Annotated in this window: 14 protein-coding genes; 12 read left to right on the forward strand and 2 right to left on the reverse strand. The window is 68.8% G+C overall.

The genetic code is table 11. The features are described 5' to 3' along the window. The 12 genes from ACE3N6_RS16945 to ACE3N6_RS17000 all read left to right on the forward strand — a co-directional run. A partial coding sequence (locus ACE3N6_RS16945; protein ID WP_374246980.1) for an aconitase family protein occupies positions 1-896 on the forward strand: 896 nt, incomplete at its 5' end. Between the two features lie 192 nt (positions 897-1088). Next, positions 1089-1703 carry a helix-turn-helix domain-containing protein gene (locus ACE3N6_RS16950; protein ID WP_374246981.1) on the forward strand — a complete coding sequence of 205 codons (615 nt, stop codon included), beginning with the start codon at positions 1089-1091 and terminating at the stop codon, positions 1701-1703. 463 nt (positions 1704-2166) lie between these two features. Beyond that, a complete protein-coding gene (locus ACE3N6_RS16955) occupies positions 2167-2793 on the forward strand; it encodes an excisionase family DNA-binding protein (protein WP_374246982.1) in 627 nt (208 codons plus the stop codon). Positions 2794-2828: 35 nt separating this feature from the next. Continuing rightward, entirely contained in the window at positions 2829-3998 is a 1170-nt protein-coding gene (locus ACE3N6_RS16960; RefSeq protein ID WP_374246983.1) for a methyl-accepting chemotaxis protein, read from the forward strand. Positions 3999-4008: 10 nt separating this feature from the next. Continuing rightward, on the forward strand, positions 4009-4377 hold the full coding sequence (locus tag ACE3N6_RS16965) for a response regulator (protein ID WP_374246984.1): 369 nt from the start codon (positions 4009-4011) through the stop codon (positions 4375-4377). Between the two features lie 27 nt (positions 4378-4404). Further along, positions 4405-4740, forward strand: coding sequence for an STAS domain-containing protein (locus ACE3N6_RS16970; protein ID WP_374246985.1), 336 nt, complete (start codon positions 4405-4407; stop codon positions 4738-4740). After that, positions 4737-6974 carry a chemotaxis protein CheA gene (locus ACE3N6_RS16975; RefSeq protein WP_374246986.1) on the forward strand — a complete coding sequence of 746 codons (2238 nt, stop codon included), beginning with the start codon at positions 4737-4739 and terminating at the stop codon, positions 6972-6974. Before ACE3N6_RS16970 ends, ACE3N6_RS16975 begins: the two co-directional genes overlap by 4 nt. Before the next feature lie 28 nt (positions 6975-7002). After that, positions 7003-8607: a methyl-accepting chemotaxis protein gene (locus ACE3N6_RS16980; protein WP_374246987.1), complete on the forward strand. Its 1605-nt coding sequence runs from the start codon at positions 7003-7005 to the stop codon at positions 8605-8607. Between the two features lie 3 nt (positions 8608-8610). Beyond that, complete coding sequence (locus tag ACE3N6_RS16985) at positions 8611-9174, forward strand: chemotaxis protein CheW (RefSeq protein ID WP_374246988.1); 564 nt, start codon at positions 8611-8613, stop codon at positions 9172-9174. Positions 9175-9178: 4 nt separating this feature from the next. After that, positions 9179-10018, forward strand: coding sequence for a protein-glutamate O-methyltransferase CheR (locus tag ACE3N6_RS16990; protein ID WP_374246990.1), 840 nt, complete (start codon positions 9179-9181; stop codon positions 10016-10018). Between the two features lie 4 nt (positions 10019-10022). Then, positions 10023-10559: a chemotaxis protein CheD gene (locus tag ACE3N6_RS16995; protein ID WP_374246991.1), complete on the forward strand. Its 537-nt coding sequence runs from the start codon at positions 10023-10025 to the stop codon at positions 10557-10559. Beyond that, positions 10541-11617: a chemotaxis response regulator protein-glutamate methylesterase gene (locus ACE3N6_RS17000; protein WP_374246993.1), complete on the forward strand. Its 1077-nt coding sequence runs from the start codon at positions 10541-10543 to the stop codon at positions 11615-11617. Before ACE3N6_RS16995 ends, ACE3N6_RS17000 begins: the two co-directional genes overlap by 19 nt. Positions 11618-11830: 213 nt before the next feature. On the opposite strand, the gene ACE3N6_RS17005 is transcribed toward ACE3N6_RS17000, so the two are convergent. Then, on the reverse strand, positions 11831-14713 hold the full coding sequence (locus tag ACE3N6_RS17005; RefSeq protein WP_374246994.1) for an adenosylcobalamin-dependent ribonucleoside-diphosphate reductase: 2883 nt from the start codon (positions 14711-14713) through the stop codon (positions 11831-11833). A gap of 314 nt (positions 14714-15027) precedes the next feature. Further along, on the reverse strand, positions 15028-16298 hold a 1271-nt coding region (locus ACE3N6_RS17010; RefSeq protein ID WP_374246995.1), incomplete at its 5' end, for a hypothetical protein.

The raw sequence follows: 16298 nt of genomic DNA on the forward strand, positions 1-16298 counted from the left end.
TGACCGTCGAGAAGAAGGGCAAGAAGAACGTCTTCTCCGGCCGCATCCTCGAAATCGAAGGTCTGCCGGATCTGAAGGTCGAACAGGCCTTCGAACTGTCCGACGCCGCCGCCGAGCGTTCCGCCGCCGCCTGCGCCATCGCCCTGAACAAGGAGCCGATCGTCGAGTACATGCGTTCGAACATCACCCTGATGAAGTGGATGATCGCCGAAGGCTACGAAGACGCCCGCACCCTGAAGCGCCGCATCAAGGCCATGGAAGACTGGATCGCCAACGGCACCCTGCTCAAGGGCGACGCCAACGCTCAGTACGCCGCCGTGATCGAGATCGATCTGGCCGACGTCAAGGAGCCCATCGTTGCCTGCCCGAACGACCCGGACGATGTGAAGGTGCTGTCCGAAGTTGCCGGCGACAAGATCGACGAAGTGTTCATCGGCTCGTGCATGACCAACATCGGTCACTTCCGCGCTGCCGGCAAGGTGCTGGATGGCAAGTCCGACATCCCGACCCGGCTGTGGATCGCCCCGCCGACCAAGATGGACGCCCTGATCCTGACCGAAGAAGGCTACTACAGCGTCCTCGGCAAGGCCGGCGCCCGCATGGAAATGCCGGGCTGCTCCCTGTGCATGGGCAACCAGGCGCAGATCCGCAAGGGCTCGACCGCCATGTCCACCTCCACCCGCAACTTCCCGAACCGTCTGGGCATCGACACCCGCGTGTATCTGGGCTCCGCCGAACTGTCCGCCATGTGCGCGCTGCTCGGCAAGATCCCGACCGTGGCCGAGTACATGGAGAACATCCAGGTGGTGAACGCCAAGGCGGCCGACATCTACCGCTACATGAACTTCGATCAGATCCCGTCCTTCGTTGAAGTGGCGGACACCGTCGAGATGTAAGACCCACTGCGGCGCCTTCGGGCGCAGTGGCACCAGACCCCTGGGTTCCGGCGTTGCCGGGCCCAGGGGTTTTTTCATTGGGGCGTTGGTGAGGGCAGTCAGGCTGTGGGCAATCGTCAAAAACGACGTTATCAGTCCAAACGATAAAAGTGATAATATCGAAAACCTGATTCGAGCTGCCGTGAGTTCGCCTTGTCTGCCTCCCTCACCTGTTCCACCCGTGAAGCTGCCCGCCTGCTGGGGGTGAGCACCCGCACGGCCCAGCTCTGGGTGGAGGACGGCCGGCTCCGCGCCTGGAAGACGCCGGGCGGCCATCGACGCATCCTGCTGGACTCGGTGGAGCGGCTGGTGGAGGAGCAGCGTCGCGCCGGAAGGCGGGCTGCGGCGGGGGCGTCCAGCGTGCTGGTGCTGCGGGAGAGCCCGAAGGAGCGGCGCGCCCTGCAGGAGCTTCTCCAGACCGTGCTGCCAGACTGCACGATCTGGGCGGTGGCGAGCGGTTTCGAGGGGCTGATCCGGATCGGCGAGATCCGTCCGGACGTGCTCATCACCGATCTCGGGGTCACCGGGCTGGATTTCTTCCGGATGATCCACGCGCTGCTCGGCCACGCCGGCGAACGTCGCATGGCGGTGGTGGTGCTGCTGGCCTCGGGGGTTGACCGCCCGGCTGTGCGGGCGAGGCTGCCTGAGGATGTGGTGCTGGTCGATCCGCCTGTCGATGGCAACGAGCTGGCGGCCCTGGTGTGGAGCTTGTTGAGCGACCGGCGTCAGGCCACGCCGGTGACGGAGGGCGCGCCCGCGTCCGGCTGAAGACGCAGCCTCTTGCCGCGATCTGCGCGGCGCCGGTGCCGGCTGTTTGCGGCAGAGAGAATTACCAAACCCCTGTCCGGGTAACCGGGCAGGGGTTTTTTCATTTTGGGCGGCGAGGGGCGTGGTGGCGTCTGGACGGCGATCGGCTGAGGCAAGGTGGGTCTGATAAACGTCAAAAAGAAAAATTATTAATATCAAAAACAACAAAAACGAAATCGTTTTGCCCTGGTGGGCGGGTGAGGTTTGCGTGTCCAGAGGCTGCGGGGCCGGGCGGGTGTGTCTTGTGGTTCAAAAAAAGTGCTTAGTAAACAAAAAATGTATCAAGTTCTCGAGGGCCTTCTTTTCGCTCCCCGACGTTTCTGGATGAACCCGGGGTGGCGCTGAAGGACGATAAAAACAATAAAGGCGCCAAAATATTTACTTAAACGATAAAAATGATAATATCGCCAAAAAGGTGCAAATCATGACGACAGACGCTCAATCCGCCCGGACGTGTTCTACCCGCGAAGCTGCCCGCCTGCTGGGGGTCAGTGTGAGGACGGCCCAGCTGTGGGTGGAGGACGGGCGGCTTCAGGCCTGGAAGACGCCGGGCGGGCATCGCCGGATTCTGATGGGTTCGGTCGGGCGGCTGCTCGAGGAGCGGCAGCGGGCCGGCCTGGGCGGTCAGGCGCCACTGGGGGTGCTGGTGCTGCGGGAGAACCCCGAGGCGCGCAGCGCCCTGCAGCGCCGGCTCGCGGCGCTGCTGCCGGATTGCGCGGTGGTGGGGGCGGGCGATGGCTTCGAGGGCCTGATCCGCATGGGCGAGATGGCGCCCACGGTGGTCATCACGGATCTGGGGGTTACCGGGTTGGACTTCTTCCGGATGATCGAGGCGCTGGTCGCCCACGCCAGGGACCGGGCGATGCTGGTGGTGGTGCTGGTGGCGTCGGAGGCGGACCGGCTGGGGGTGCGGGCGCGGCTGCCGGATGAGGTGGTGATCGTCGAGGCGGCGCTCGACAGCGGGGAGCTGACGGTGATGGTGCGGGCCTTTCTGCGCAACTGGCGCAGGGAGAACGAACGAAGTGGCCATGGCCCGGAGGAGGGGCGGTGATGGGATCGAATGAGGAAACCGGCGGGACGGCGGGGGTGGCCCCGAAGCCAACGCCCCTCTGGGCCTGGATCGGGCTGGGGGCGGCGAGCGCGACGCTGACGGTGGGCGTGGGTGGGCTGACGCCGACGGCGGTGGGGGCTGCGGTGCTGCAAGCGCTGGCCGTGGTGGCCTTGGGCTGGCAGGGAGCGCATCGGCACCGGCAGGCGCGGGCGGCGGCGGAGCGTGAGCTTGCCGATGCGCTGCGTTCGGCGCGCCCGGCTCCGGCGCAGGGCGCCGGCCTGGACGCGCTGTGCGAGGGGGTGCTGCCGATGTGGGGTGGGCAGGTGACGATGGCCCGCCAGCAGACGGAGGAGGCCATCACCGCCTTGTCCCTGCGCTTTGCCGACATCTCCAGCCGGGTGGAGGCGGCGGTGGCCACCTCCCGCGGCGCGGGGGGCGACGAGCTGGTGTCGCTCCTCAACGCCAGCGAGGGGGAGCTGGAGCAGATCGTGGCGGCCCTGCGGGATGCGCTGTCCCACAAGGAGGTGCTGCTGGAGCAGGTGGCGCGGCTGGCCGGCATCACCGAGTCGCTGCAGCAGATGGCGGGCGAGGTGGGCGAGGTGGCCAAGCAGACCAACCTGCTGGCGCTCAACGCGGCCATCGAGGCGGCGCGGGCCGGGGAGGCCGGGCGGGGGTTCGCCGTGGTGGCCGACGAGGTGCGCAAGCTGTCGTCGTCGTCGGGCGACACGGGAAAGAAGATCGGCGAGACGGTGGGCTCGGTGACGCGGGCGATCAACGAGGTGCTGGCGGTTTCCGAGCGTAACGCGCGGGACGATCAGGTGCTGGTGAGCCAGTCCGGCCAGCAGATCGGCGAGGTCGTGCATCGGCTGCGCACGGCGGCGGGGAATCTGGTGGATGCGTCCCAGTCGCTGACGACCGAAGGGCAGCAGGTGGCTGGCGAGATCGGCGAGGTGCTGGTGGCGCTGCAGTTCCAGGATCGGGTCAGCCAGGTGCTCGGCCACGTGGAGTCGGACATGAGCCGCCTGCAGTCCCACCTGGTCCGGGCCCGGATCGAGCGGTCGACCGGCGGCCACCCGCAAGCCATCGACGTGGAGGCGTGGCTGGCGGAGATGCGCCGGGCCTACACCACCCCCGAACAACATTCCCTGCACCGGGGCGAGGCGGCGGAGCGCGCCCCGGACCCGGCAGGCATCACCTTCTTCTAAGGAAACACTCATGGCAAAGACCATCCTCATCGTGGATGACTCGGCGTCCCTGCGTCAGGTTGTCGCCATCGCCCTGCGCGGGGCCGGCTACGACGTACTGGAGGGCAGCGACGGGCGGGACGCCCTGGCCAAGCTGGACGGCCGCAAGGTGCATCTCATCATCAGCGACGTGAACATGCCGAACATGGACGGCATCAGCTTCGTGAAGGCCCTCAAGCAGCTCCCGGCCTATCGCTTCACCCCGGTCATCATGCTCACCACCGAGGCTGGCGAGGACAAGAAACGCGAAGGGCAGGCGGCCGGTGCCAAGGCCTGGGTGGTGAAGCCCTTCCAGCCCCAGCAGATGCTCGGCGCCGTGGCCAAGCTGGTGCTGCCCTGAATCCGCCCCTCTGGAGGAGACGACGCCATGAATGCATCCGAACACACCCAGCTGGGCAGCAGCCACCTGGCGATCAAGGGTGAGATGACCATCTACACCGCCCGCGAGTGGCGCGACGAGCTGCTGGCCGCCACGGCTGCGCCGGGCGACGTGGCGCTGGACCTCTCCGGCGTCACCGACATCGACGCTGCCGGCATCCAGCTGCTGGTGTCCCTGCGCCTGGAGGCCGCGGAGGGCGACCGGAGCTTCGCCGTGAGCGCGGCCAGCAAGCGGGTGATGGAGGCGTTCGCCTTCTGCCGCCTGCTGCGCTTTTTCGAGCTTGAGCCGTCGGCCGAGGCCGGCGCGAGGGATGCGCGGTCATGAGCGAGCACTTCGAAGATCCGCTCCAGACTTTCATCGTCGAGAGCCGCGAGCTGCTCCAGCAGATGGAGGAGGCGCTGCTGGAGATCGAGCGCACCGCCGACGATCCCGAGACCCTCAACGCCATCTTCCGGGCGGCGCACACCATCAAGGGGTCGGCGGGGCTGTTCTCGCTGGACTTCATCGTCGGCTTCACCCACGTGGCGGAGAGCGTGCTGGATCGGATCCGCGCCCACCGTATCGGGTTCGAGCCGGCCTTCGGGGCGCTGTTCCTGGAGGTCTGCGACCAGCTCGGGGCGTTGATCGACTGCGTGGCCGCCGGTCAGGCGCCGGACGCCGCCACGGCGGCCCGCAGCGACGCGCTGGCCGACCGGCTGAAGGCCGTGCTGGCCCGCAGCGACGGGGCGGACGGGGTGCCGGCGCGGCGGGCGGTGGCCACCGACGAGGTCATCGCCGGGCATCTGGCCGGCCTGCCGGCGCTGCCCGAGGGGGGCGAGGGCGTGGCCAGCGGCCTGTGGCACATCTCGATGCGGCCGGGGCCGGACCTGCTGCGCAACGGGATGGACCCCCTGTCGATCCTGCACTACCTGAGCACCTTCGGCGAGATCGTCAGCCTGGAGACGGTGGTGGATGCGGTGCCGCCCCTGTCGCGCCTCGACCCGGAGACCTGCTACCTGGGCTTCGAGCTGAGTTTCGCCAGCGCGGCCGATGCCGACACGGTGAATGGCGCCTTCGACTTCGTGCGGGAGGACAGCCTGATCCGGATCATTCCGCCCCACGGCCCGGTGGAAGACTACCGGGCGCTGCTGGCGGCGCTGCCCGACGAGCGGCTGCCCTTGGGCGAAATGCTGGTCCGCTGCGGCTCGCTGACGCCCGAGGAGCTGGCCCAGGCGCTGCTTACCCAGGAGGCGCGCAGCGCAGCCTGCGAGGCGAGCGGCGAGGTGGCGCCGCTGATCGGCGAGGTGCTGGTGGCGCAGCAGCTGGTGGATGCGCCGCTGGTCGACGCGGCGGTGGATCACCAGCAGGCCAGGAAAGCCCGCAGCGGCGAGGCCGCCCTGATCCGGGTGGACGCCGCCAAGCTCGACCAGCTCATCAACCTGGTGGGCGAGCTCATCATCGCCGGCGCCGGCGCCCAGCTGGCTGCCCGGCGCACCAAGGTGCCGGAGCTGGTGGAGGCCACCGGTGTGCTGTCGCGGCTGGTGGAGGACGTGCGCGATTCCGCCCTCAACCTGCGGATGGTGCAGATCGGCGCCACCTTCAACCGCTTCCGCCGGGTTGTACGCGACGTGGCCGCCGAGCTGGGCAAGGACATCCAGCTCGACATCCACGGGGGCGACACCGAGCTGGACAAGACCGTGGTGGAGAAGATCGGCGATCCGCTCACCCACATCGTGCGCAACGCCCTGGACCACGGCATCGAGCCCGCCGAGGTGCGCGCCGCCCGCGGCAAGCCGCGTCAGGGGCGCCTGAGCCTGAACGCCTACCACGAGTCGGGCAGCATCGTGATCGAGGTGAGCGACGACGGCGGCGGGTTGAGCAAGGCGCGCATCCTCGAGAAGGCCATCGAGCGCGGGCTGGTGAGCGAGGGGCAGGCCCTGTCGGGCAAGGAGCTTTTCAACCTGATCTTCGAGCCCGGCTTCTCCACCGCCGAGAAGGTGAGCAACCTGTCGGGGCGCGGGGTGGGGATGGACGTGGTCAAGCGCAACATCCTGGCGCTGCGCGGCACGGTGGACCTGGACAGCGTGGAGGGGCAGGGCACCACCGTGCGCCTGCGCCTGCCGCTGACGCTGGCGATCATCGACGGCTTTCTCATCGGCGCCGGCAGCGCGTCCTACGTGGTGCCCCTGGAGCAGGTGCTGGAGTGCATCGAGCTGCCCGACCGGGACAAGCCCGAGCACGGCGCCAGCTACCTCAACCTGCGCGGCGAGGTGCTGCCCTTCGTGCGCCTGCGCGACCTCTTCGACATTCCGGGCGAGGCGCCCCGCCGCGAGAACGTGGTGGTGGTGCAGTACGCCGGGGAGCGCGCCGGGCTGGTGGTGGACCAGCTCTTCGGCGAGTTCCAGACCGTCATCAAGCCCCTGGGCAAGGTGTTCAGTCACATCCGCTGCATCGGCGGCTCCACCATTCTGGGCAGCGGCGAGGTTGCCCTGATCCTCGATGTTCCCGGGCTGGTCCGGCAGGTGACCGAACGCCAGTCAGCCGCCCGTCACCCGTCTTCCGCCCTGTCGCCGGTCTGAAGCGCCGGCCACCACTTGGAGAATCGTCATGACCGTCAGCAAGAAAATGCTGTCCCTGATCCTGTCCGCCGCGTTCGGGATCGTCCTTCTGGCCATCGTGGGCCTCACCCAGATGAGCCGGGTCTATCAGACCACCAACTACGCCAACGAGAACGTGGTGCCCAGCATCCTCACCCTGGATTCGGCGTTCTCGCCGATGGCGGCCGCCCGCACCCAGCTGTGGCAGCACATCGCCGCCTCCGACGCGGCCGTGATGGCCGGGCTTGAAGAGAAGATCGCCGCCAACCACCGCAAGATCGACGACGCCCTGAAGAAGTACGAGAGCCTGACGAGCGACGAGAAGGACAGGAGCCTGCTGGCCGCCGACCGGGCCGCGCTGGCCGAGTTCGACCAGCTCCGCGACCGGGTGTACGTGCTCTCCCGCGCCAACAAGATGGAGGAGGCGCGGGACTTGCTGATGGCCAACCAGGCCATCATGGCGCGCCTGTGGGATGCCTTCGAGGATCACCGCCAGTACAACGCCGAGCTTGGCCGCAAGTCGTCCGACGACGCCGCCCACAGCGTGGAGAGCGCCCGCTGGGTGTTGATCGGGATCGGCATCGCCACCCTGATCGCGGTGTCGCTGATCGGCGTCTTCATCACCCGCAGCCTGATGCGCCAGCTGGGCGGCGAGCCGGCCTACGCAGCGCAGGTGGTGTCCAAGATCGCCGAGGGCGACATGACCCTCAGCGTGGAGACCAAGGCCGGCGACACCGCCAGCCTGCTCTACAACCTGAAGACCATGAACGAGCGCCTGGCGGGGATCATCACCGAGGTGCGCAGTTCGGCCGATTCGCTCTCCAGCGCGTCGGAAGAGGTGAGCGCCACCGCCCAGAGCCTGTCCCAGTCGTCCAGCGAGCAGGCCGCCAGCGTCGAGGAGACCTCCGCGTCGATGGAGCAGATGTCGGCCTCCGTCACCCAGAACAGCGAGAACGCCACCCTCACCGACAGCATGGCGGCCAAGGCGGCCAAGGAGGCCATCGAAGGCGGCGAGGCGGTGCGCTCCACCGTGGAGGCGATGAAGAGCATCGCCGACAAGATCGGCATCGTCGACGACATCGCCTACCAGACCAACCTGCTGGCCCTCAACGCGGCCATCGAGGCGGCCCGCGCCGGCGAGCACGGCAAGGGCTTCGCGGTGGTGGCGGCCGAGGTGCGCAAGCTGGCCGAGCGCAGCCAGGTGGCGGCCCAGGAAATCTCCGAGACCGCCCGCAGCAGCGTGGCGCTGGCGGAGCGGGCGGGCAACCTGTTCGAGGGGATCATCCCGAGCATCACCAAGACTTCCGATCTGGTGCAGGAGATCGCCTCCGCGTCGGACGAGCAGAGTTCCGGCGTGGGCCAGATCAACGCCGCGATGGCCCAGCTCTCCCAGACCACCCAGCAGAACGCGTCGGCCTCCGAGGAGCTGGCGGCCACCGCCGAGGAGATGAGCGCCCAGGCCGAGCAGCTGAGCAAGGCGATGGCCTACTTCAAGCTTGCCAGCGGCCATCGGGCCCGCGCTGCCCGGGCCGAGGCGGGCGCCCGCGCCGAGAGCCGCCGCCAGTCCGGCCGCGCGCCGATCTTTGAAACCGAGTACGTCCAGTTCGAGGGTTGAGCGATGGCCACCTCTGTCAGGAACGACGCGCCCGCCGGCGCCGCCGAGCCCCGCCAGTACCTCACCTTCACCCTGGGCGGCGAGATGTACGCGGTCGAAACCCTCAGCGTGAAGGAGATCATCGAGTACGGCCAGGTGACCAGCGTGCCGATGATGCCGCCGAGCATCCGCGGGGTCATCAACCTGCGCGGCGCGGTGGTGCCGGTGATCGACCTGAAGGCGCGCTTCGGCGGTCAGCCCACCGAGGTCACCCGGCGCACCTGCATCGTGATCGTCGAGATGGGCTGCGGCGACGAGTGCCAGGTGCTGGGCATCGTGGTGGATACGGTGAGCGAGGTGCTGGAGATTCCGCCCGGCGAGATCGAGGCGGCGCCGGCCTTCGGCGCGCGCATCCGGGCGGATTTCATCCGCGGCATGGGCAAGGTGGGGGGCGGCTTCGTGATCCTGCTCAACGTGGAGGCGGTGCTCTCCACCGACGAGCTGTCGGTGCTCGACGAGCTTGCCCGGACGGGGCAGCCGGCGGATGCCGGCGGGCCGCCGCGCCTGGGCAGCGGCGTGGCGGGTTGAGGCGATGCTTGCCGCCACCGCCGGATCGCGCGTCACCGGGCTGCAGGGCCAGCTCACGGATCGGGAGTTCGGCCAGTTCCGCGCGCTGATGTACTCGCTGGCCGGGATCAGCCTCTCCGACGCCAAGAAGCAGCTGGTGGCCGGTCGGCTGGCCCGCCGGCTGCGCCAGCTCGATCTGGACGGCTACGGCAGCTACCTGAAACGGGTGCAGGCCGACGCCGCCGAACGCCAGATCGCCGTGGACCTGCTCACCACCAACGAGACCTACTTCTTCCGCGAGCCCAAGCACTTCGACTTCCTGCGCAGCCAGGCCCTGCCCGAGCTGAAGGGCCAGGGCCCGGTGCGGGTGTGGAGCGGCGCCTGCTCCAGCGGCGAGGAGCCCTACACCATCGCCATGGTGATGGCCGAGGCCCTGGGCGGCCGCCCGTGGGAGATCGTCGCCTCGGATCTGTCCACCCGCGTGCTGGCCCACGCGCGGGAGGGCCGCTACCCGCTGGACGACGCGGCGGGCATCCCCCGCCCGCTGCTGGCCAGGTACTGCCTGAAGGGCATCGGCAGCCAGGACGGCACCTTCATGATGAAGCCCGAACTGCGCGGGCGGATCGCCTTCCGCCAGATCAACCTGAACGCCGCCTTGCCGGACATCGGCCAGTTCGACGTGATCTTCCTGCGCAACGTGATGATCTATTTCGACCTGGACACCAAGCGTCAGGTGATCCGGCGCATCCTGCCGCTGCTGCGGCCCGGCGGCTATTTCATGCTCAGCCACTCCGAGAACCTCAACGGGGTCTCCGACGCGCTGAAGACCGTCCGTCCGTCGATCTACCGCAAGCCGGCGGCCTGAGCCCATGCGCAAGCCGGACGGGGTGGTCGAGATCTTCCTCCAGCCGGGCGAGTGGTTTTTCGGCGACCGCCACACGCGCATCCGCACCGTGCTGGGCTCCTGCGTGTCGGCGGTGTTCTGGCACGCCGGCGCGCAGCGCGGGGGGATGTGCCACTTCATGCTGCCCACCCGCGGGGCGCCGGGCGGACAGGCGCCGGACGGGCGCTACGGCGACGAAGCCTTCGGGCTGCTGCTCGCCGAGATCCGCCGCGCCCGCCTGGACGTGGGCGACTTCCGGGTGCGCCTGTTCGGCGGCGGCGACATGTTCCCCGGGCTGACCGGCGGCGCGAGCCGCTCGGTGGGCCGCCAGAACGTGGAGGCCGCCCTGCGGCTGGTGGAGCGGCACCGCCTGCAGTGCAACGCCGCCCACCTGGAGGGCTACGGCCACCGCCACCTCGTCTTCGACGTGTGGAGCGGCCGCGTAACCATGAGGCACGGCGCGCTGCCGGCGCCATCCGGAACAACCAGAAGAGGAATCTCCCCATGCCCGCCATCAAGGTAATGATCGTCGACGATTCGGCGGTGGTCCGTCAGGTGCTGTCGGCAACCCTGGCCGAAGACGTCGGTATCGAGGTGATCGGCGCCGCGGTCGACCCGGTGTTCGCCCTGGAGAAGATGAAGGCCCAGTGGCCGGACGTGATCGTGCTCGACGTGGAGATGCCGCGGATGGACGGCATCACCTTCCTGCGCCGAATCATGGCGGAGCGGCCCACCCCGGTGGTGATCTGCTCGACCCTCACCGAGGCGGGCTCCGAGACGGCGCTCCAGGCCCTGTCGGCCGGGGCGGTGTGCGTGGTGACCAAACCCAAGATGGGGCTCAAGCAGTTCCTCCAGGATTGTTCGGACGACCTCATCAGCGCAGTGAAGGCCGCGGCCCGGGCCAACGTGCGGCGACTGGTGCCCAGCGCGCCGGCGGCGGCGCCGGTGCGGCCCAAGCTGTCGGCCGACGCGATCCTGCCGGCCGGTTCGGCGATGGTGCAGACCACCGAGACGGTGGTGGCCATCGGCACCTCCACCGGCGGCACCCAGGCCCTGGAGGCCGTGCTGCGGGCGCTGCCCCGGGTGTCGCCGGGGATCGTGGTGGTGCAGCACATGCCGGAGAAGTTCACCGGCGCCTTCGCCCAGCGCCTCGACAGCCTGTGCGAGGTGGAGGTGCGCGAGGCCCGCCACGGCGACCGGGTGATGCCGGGCCGGGTGCTCATCGCGCCGGGCGGGCGCCACATGCTGCTCAAGCGCAGCGGCGCGCAGTACGTGGTGGACGTGATCGACGGCCCGCCGGTGAGCCGGCACCGGCCGTCGGTGGATGTGCTGTTCCGCTCCACCGCCCGTTTTGCCGGCCGCAACGCGGTGGGCGTCATCATGACCGGCATGGGCGACGACGGCGCCCGCGGCCTGAAGGAGATGCACGACGCCGGTGCGTGGACGGTGGCCCAGGACGAGGCCAGCTGCGTGGTGTACGGCATGCCCAAGGAGGCGGTGAAGCTGGGCGGGGTGGACCGGGTGCTGCCCCTCACCGACATCCCGGCGGCGATCCTGGGCAAGATCGGCCGCCGCAGCTGAGGCGCCGCCGGGCGGGGGCGTGGGGGGCGGCTCCCGGCCGGGGGGGTGATTCGATACGGATTCTGGCGGATTGTTGTTGGTGTTGTATCGTTTTGCACGGCGCAGCGTGCCGGCTCATCCGCCATCGCCCCGGCCCAAGAAAAAGGCCCACCTCCCGAAGGAGATGGGCCTTGAGGCCGGCGCCGGTTTCAGCGGCCCTGCGGGCCGCGGGGGTCAGCCGCAGGTGCCCACTGCGCCGCAGGCGGTGCAGAAGTCGCAGCCGTCCTTGCGGATCACCGAGTAGTTACCGCACTCGCCGCACAGGGCGCCTTGCATCAGCTTGGGCTCGTTGTCGTCGCGGGGGGCTTCGAGGATGCCCATCTCGCGGGTGGGGTAGCCGGCTTCGTCGAGCACGCCGAGCATGGCGTAGCGGTGGATGATGAGGGCGGCCATGTAGGCAACGGTGGAGGGCCAGTTCTGCTGACGGCGGGTGCCGGGCACGAAGGCCATGAAGTCGCCCAGGGGCTCGGGGTAGTCGATGAGCTTGCGCAGCTTCATGCCGATCCAGGCCGGGTCCATCACGCGCATGTCGAGGGACAGGATGCGGGACAGGCCGTCCAGGGCGCGCGGGTAGTTGCCCGACAGCCACATGGAGTAGGGGCGGGTGACGCCGTCCGGCAGGGTGATTTCCTTCAGGCCGAGCACGAAGTCTTCGCCGGTGGCCGGGTTCTGGATGTCGACCGTCCAGGACAGGGTGCCGTCGGTGCCTGTTTTGGGTTCCTGCAGGCTGAACACGCTGTCGAGCACCGGGGTCGGCAGGTCGCCATCCAGCGCGTTGAGCTTCTCGCAGCGGTAGCGCACCACCTGGGCGAAGGCGGACACGACGCCCGGCATCAGCTTCTGCTCGCCGTGGGGCGGGAAGCGCAGCTCGAAGGGCTTCTCGCCGACGGTCTTGGCCAGCGCCTCGAGCTTGAGCTTGAGCCAGCCGCGGTCGTTGGCGCGCATGTCCATCGACAGGGTTTTGGCGACGGCGCCCAGGCCGCGGGGCTGGTCGGCGCCATTGACCCACACTTCGAACGGGAAGGCGCCCTTGGCGGGGCTGTCCTCGACCGGGTCCATGTGGCCCACGAAGAGGGCGAAGTTGCCCTGCGGGGTGTTGAGCATGTAGGTCCAGGCAGCGTTGCCGTCCGGCAGATCCGGGCGGCCGGGCCAGCGCAGGGACGAGAGCACCGGGGCGGGCAGGTTCTTGATGGACAGACGACGGTTGGTGTCGTCGGACATCTCGACATCCTGCGGCTGCTTCTGCTCGGTGCTCGGGGCGACCGACAGCACGGAGCCCAGCACGCTGTTGGGCCGGTAGGTGGCGAGGCCCTTGAGGCCGGATTTCCAGGCGTCGAGGTAGAGGTTCTCGAACTCGGCGTAGGGGTAGTCTTCGGGCACGTTCACCGTCTTGGAGATGGAGGTGTCGATGCACGGGGCGACGGCCGCGACCATGTCCTTGTGGGCCTTGGCGGAGATCTCGAGGGCGGTGACGAAGTAGGGGGGCAGCTTGTTCACGTCGCCGCCCAGGTGGCGGTAGAGGCGCCAGGCGTAGTCCTCGACGGCGTGCTCCTTGAAGGTGCCGTCGGCCATCCGCTTCTTGCGGGTGTAGGTGTAGGAGAACGGCGGCTCGATGCCGTTGGAGGCGTTGTCGGCGAAGGCCAGGCTGATGGTGCCGGTGGGAGCGATGGACAGCAGGTGGGAGTTGCGCAGGCCGTGCTTGCGGATCTTGTCCTTCACCTCGGTGGGCAGGCGCGAGGCGAAGTTGCCGCCGGAGAGGTACATGTCGGCGTTGAACAGCGGGAAGGCGCCGCGCTCCTTGGCCAGCTCGACGGAGGCCAGGTAGGCCTGGTCGCGCATGTACTCGGAGATCTGGGTGGCCATCGCGCGGGCTTCGTCGGTGTCGTAGCGCAGGCGCAGCATGGCCAGGGCGTTGCCAAGGCCGGTGAAGCCAAGGCCGACGCGGCGCTTGGACTGGGCTTCGGCGTGTTGCTGTTCGAGCGGCCAGTGGGTGGCTTCGAGCACGTTGTCGAGCATCCGGATGGAGGTCTCGATGGTCTTGCCGAAGCCGGTGAAGTCGAAGCTGGCCTTCTCGGAGAACGGGTCCTTCACGTACAGCGTGAGGTTGATCGAGCCCAGGCAGCAGCAGCCGTAGGACGGCAGGGGCTGCTCGGCGCAGGGGTTGGTGGCCTCGATGGTCTCGCAGTAGTAGAGGTTGTTGTCCTTGTTCATGCGATCGAGGAACAGGATGCCGGGCTCTGCGTGGTCGTAGGTGGAGCGCATGACCTGATCCCACAGGTCGCGGGCGCGCACCTTGCGGTACACCCACAGCCCGTCGTCGCGCTGGTAGCCACCGGCGGCCTTGATGTCGTTGGAGGGCTCGGCCTTGTGGGCAAGCTCGACGTCGCCATCGGCTTCGACGGCCTGCATGAACAGGTCGGTCACGGCGATGGAGACGTTGAAGTTGGTGAGGTCGCCGTGATCCTTGGCGTGGATGAATTCCTCGATGTCCGGGTGATCGCAGCGCAGCACGCCCATCTGGGCGCCGCGGCGGGAGCCGGCGGATTCGACGGTCTCGCAGGAGCGGTCGAAGACGCGCATGTAGGAGACCGGGCCGGAGGCGTTGGACTGGGTGCCGCGCACCATCGCGCCCTTGGGGCGGATGGAGGAGAAGTCGTAGCCGACGCCGCCGCCGCGACGCATGGTCTCGGCGGACTGGGCCAGCGCGGTGTAGATACCGCAGCGGCCGTCGACGGATTCGGTGATCGAGTCGCCCACCGGCTGCACGAAGCAGTTGATGAGGGTGGCGGCCAGGTTGGTGCCGGCGGCGGAGTTGATGCGGCCGGCGGGCACGAAGCCGCGCTCCTGGGCTTCGAGGAACTTGGTCTCCCAGAACAGGCGCTTTTCCTCGGATTCCATGGCCGCCAGGGCGCGGGCGACGCGCAGGCGCACCTCGGAGATGGTCTGCTCGTTGCCCTTGGCGTATTTCTCGAGCAGGACCTCGCCGGAGATCTCCTGCGGTTCGAGGTTGGCGACGGTGGCGGGCTGGACTTTGGCGGCTTTGGTCGTGACGGTCATGGCTCTTGGATGGCTGATCGGTAAGGATGTGATTCGGCGCATAGCTTACCCCTGAAGATTGAATTCGGCAAAAATTTTTGATGTTTAAAAACAAATACTTAAAAAAATCAATAGTGTTCCGAAAGTTTTTTTTCTACTACATTTAGTAGTGTTGAAACGGTAAAAAATCAAGGAAAAATCTTCACGAAGGCCGCTCAGGCCTTTGATTTGTCGGGGAAATGGGCGGCCCGGTCGCCGAAATCCTGCGAGGGCGGGCGCAGTTGCGGCGGTGTCCGGGCCTGCCGGCTGGTGCCGTGGGAGGGGGCTGGCATCCCTCAGGATCGTCCAGACGGGCGGCTGGCCGGTGCGGGGCGGCGGGCGGTCAGCCGGCGCCAGCCGAGCGCGCAGCCGGTGCCGGCGAGCAGGGTGCCCAGCAGGCCCAGGCCGGTGACGAGGCCCTCGCGCAGGGACGGCAGGGTGTGGAGCGGGGGAAAGTCGAGCCGGTGGAGGGCGTTGAACACCCAGCGGTGCAGGCGGTTGGCGCGATCCACCCGGGCCAGCACGCGGCCGGTGGCCGGGTCGAGATACCACGCGGTCTCGTCGGCGTCCGCCAGGCGGATGCGGGCTGCGGGGAAGACCGCTCGATTGCGCCGGTCGTAGTGGTAGGTGTCGGCGTCGTGGATCAGTTCGGCGCTGGCCACCGGCTGGCCTTCGATGGCGGCGATGGCCGCGGCGAGGGTTTCCAGCGTAAAGGGCTCGGCGGGGGCGGCCTGCTCGTCGAGGCGGTGGAGGCCCTGGGGGGTGCGCACTTCCAGATAGCTGCGCCCGCCGAAGCGATACCACTCCGCCTCGCGGGCGTCGGGCAGCCGGGCGAGCTGGCGGTGGAGGAGGTCCAGGTCAGGGGATGGGGCGAAGGGCGCGCCGGCCAGCTTCTGGGCGGCGCCGGCCGGCAGGCCGCTGAAGGGGAGCAGGCCGAAGGGGTGGTTCGACAGCCAGCCCGACACCAGCCAGCTCAGCGCGAGCCCGCCCACCCCAAGGCCCAGCAGGTGATGCCAGCGCTTCCAGCCCCGGTAGGGGGTGAGCCGGCCCTGCGGGTAGCGTCGCCGCAGGCGCAGGCGTTGCAGGCCCAGCGCCAGCCCGGCCAGCACGGCGAGCATGGCCGGCACCGGCAGCCACAGCACCAGCTGGCGCCAGAGGCCGGTGTCGTCGCCCCGCAGCGGGGTGAAGTAGAGCCAGTGGGGCACGGTGCCGATCCAGTTCCAGAGGCGTTCGGCGCGGGTGGTGTCGACCACCACCTCGCCGCTGCGGGAGGACACGTACAGCGCGGTGCCGTCCCCGTCGTCCAGCGCGACGCGCAGCAGCGGGCGGTGGGCGTTGTAGCTGGTGTAGACGGTCCACTGGTCGCGCTCGACGCGGGCGACGTCGGCCACCGGGCGGCCGGGGGCAAAGGCACGGGCGGCGGCGATGGCGTCGGCCGGTGTCACTGCCCGCGGGGTGCCGGTGTCGGCCCACACGCTGCAGGCGCGCTCGCCGCCGGTGAAGTGGAACACCGGCCGGGCGTCGGCCATCGCCAGCCGGGCCCCGCGGGGCGTGCCCGGACAGGCCC

The organism is Zoogloea sp. (assembly GCF_041904905.1).
GTDB lineage: Bacteria > Pseudomonadota > Gammaproteobacteria > Burkholderiales > Rhodocyclaceae > Zoogloea.

Coding starts and splice junctions, on each gene's coding strand:
- ACE3N6_RS16975 (WP_374246986.1), top strand. CDS start 4,737: ATGAGCGAGCACTTCGAAGATCCGCTCCAGACTTTCATCGTCGAGAGC.
- ACE3N6_RS16985 (WP_374246988.1), top strand. CDS start 8,611: ATGGCCACCTCTGTCAGGAACGACGCGCCCGCCGGCGCCGCCGAGCCC.
- ACE3N6_RS17005 (WP_374246994.1), bottom strand. CDS start 14,713: ATGACCGTCACGACCAAAGCCGCCAAAGTCCAGCCCGCCACCGTCGCC.
- ACE3N6_RS17000 (WP_374246993.1), top strand. CDS start 10,541: ATGCCCGCCATCAAGGTAATGATCGTCGACGATTCGGCGGTGGTCCGT.
- ACE3N6_RS16995 (WP_374246991.1), top strand. CDS start 10,023: ATGCGCAAGCCGGACGGGGTGGTCGAGATCTTCCTCCAGCCGGGCGAG.
- ACE3N6_RS16965 (WP_374246984.1), top strand. CDS start 4,009: ATGGCAAAGACCATCCTCATCGTGGATGACTCGGCGTCCCTGCGTCAG.
- ACE3N6_RS16990 (WP_374246990.1), top strand. CDS start 9,179: ATGCTTGCCGCCACCGCCGGATCGCGCGTCACCGGGCTGCAGGGCCAG.
- ACE3N6_RS16980 (WP_374246987.1), top strand. CDS start 7,003: ATGACCGTCAGCAAGAAAATGCTGTCCCTGATCCTGTCCGCCGCGTTC.
- ACE3N6_RS16970 (WP_374246985.1), top strand. CDS start 4,405: ATGAATGCATCCGAACACACCCAGCTGGGCAGCAGCCACCTGGCGATC.
- ACE3N6_RS16955 (WP_374246982.1), top strand. CDS start 2,167: ATGACGACAGACGCTCAATCCGCCCGGACGTGTTCTACCCGCGAAGCT.